The organism is Oleiphilus sp. HI0117, from assembly GCF_001635235.1.
Genome location: NZ_LWGA01000208.1, coordinates 1 through 1180 on the forward strand (window position 1 = coordinate 1; position 1180 = coordinate 1180).

The 1180-nt window shown below is 43.7% G+C and carries 1 protein-coding gene; it reads left to right on the forward strand.

Annotated elements, in window-relative coordinates:
• On the forward strand, nucleotides 1-1180 hold a 1180-nt coding region (gene mnmG / locus A3757_RS02635), incomplete at both ends, for a tRNA uridine-5-carboxymethylaminomethyl(34) synthesis enzyme MnmG (protein WP_068739128.1).

The window sequence follows — 1180 nt, forward strand, 5'->3', positions numbered from 1 at the left end:
CGGTAAGAGCTACACGCGCACAAACAGATAGAATCTTATATAAAGCCGCAATTCGAGAAACCCTGGAAAACCAGGAAAACCTGGATATCTTCCAACAATCGGCTGATGACTTGATTGTTAAAAATGACCGGGCTTGTGGCGTTGTCACCAATATGGGAGTTCGCTTCCATTCAAAGACCGTTGTTTTGACAACTGGAACCTTTTTAGGCGGTGTTATTCATATTGGTTTAGAAAACCATTCAGGTGGACGTGCGGGAGATCCACCGTCGATAGCATTGGCAAAACGCTTAAGAGAAATGCCTTTTCGTGTTGGCCGTTTAAAAACGGGTACACCGCCCCGAATTGATGCACGTTCAGTTGATTTTAGCGTAATGGACGAACAGCCAGGTGATACACCTTTACCGGTAATGTCTTATACCGGCACAGTTGAACAACATCCAAAACAGATTTCTTGCTATGTAACCCATACTAATGAACGTACGCATGAGATTATTCGCTCAGGTTTTGATCGTTCACCCATGTTTACAGGCATCATAGAAGGAACAGGCCCACGTTACTGCCCTTCTATTGAAGATAAAATTAATCGTTTTGCAGATAAAGACTCCCACCAGATTTTCGTCGAGCCTGAAGGGCTGACAACGCATGAGTTATATCCAAACGGCATTTCAACTAGTTTGCCCTTTGATGTGCAAATTGACTTAGTGCGTTCAATGAAGGGCTTCGAGAAAGCACATATTACGCGGCCTGGTTATGCAATTGAGTACGATTTCTTTAACCCTCAAGACTTGAAACAAAGCCTAGAGACAAAGTTTATCGAGAACTTGTTTTTCGCTGGCCAAATTAACGGCACAACTGGTTATGAAGAAGCCGGTGCCCAAGGTTTACTTGCTGGTATGAATGCTTCGTTGAAAGCAAGTGGTGATATGCTTTGGTGCCCTCGTCGAGATGAAGCTTATATCGGAGTACTGGTTGATGATCTGATTACACTAGGAACCAGTGAGCCTTACCGTATGTTTACAAGCCGTGCTGAATACCGTTTGTTACTACGCGAAGATAATGCTGACCTAAGGTTAACTGAGATCGGACGTAATTTAGGTTTTGTAGGTGATGAGCGCTGGTCACAATTCTCAAGCAAGCGCGAAGCAATCGAGAAAGAAACAGAGCGTCTAAAAACAACTTG